Genomic DNA, 474 nt, shown 5'->3' with positions numbered 1-474 from the left:
CGACCGGAGCAGCAACGACCGGCGCCGACGCACGCGCGAGCACCGGTGGCACGGCCTCTGCCACGTGCGATGCCGGCGCGGACACCGGGCTCGGCTCGGCAGGCAGCGTGTTGGCCGGTTCGAGCACGGCGGCGCCAGGCACGGCCGGCGTGGCTTCAGCCACGTGTGCCGGGCCCGAGTTCGCCGGCGCGATGACGGGCGTCGTGCCGAAGGCGGTGGCCGGCGCAGACGCCGGCTGCGGTGCCGTCGCCGCGATCGGGGGTGCGGAGGCGGCGGCAGGCTCGGATGACAGCACCGACTCCACCGTGGGCGGCGTCGGGCTCGCCTCGGTGATGGGAGCCACCGGGGTGGCGGTACCGCCTGGCAACGGCACGGCCACGCTTGCGGCCGAGGCGAACGCTGAGGGGTCAGCGGCGCCGGCATCGGGGGCGAGGTCGACGTAGCGACGCCGAGCGGTGCTTCGGGCGCCGCGGG

At 77.2% G+C, this 474-nt stretch carries 1 pseudogene; it reads right to left on the bottom strand.

The features are described from left to right. Positions 1-474 (bottom strand): annotated as a pseudogene (locus IMZ29_RS22460) (hypothetical protein); the annotation flags it as partial.

This window comes from Verticiella alkaliphila (genome assembly GCF_018904615.1).
In the GTDB taxonomy this organism is placed as follows: domain Bacteria; phylum Pseudomonadota; class Gammaproteobacteria; order Burkholderiales; family Burkholderiaceae_B; genus Verticiella; species Verticiella alkaliphila.
Note: the sequence above shows the minus strand (reverse complement) of the source record. Positions and strands in the feature narration are given on the sequence as shown.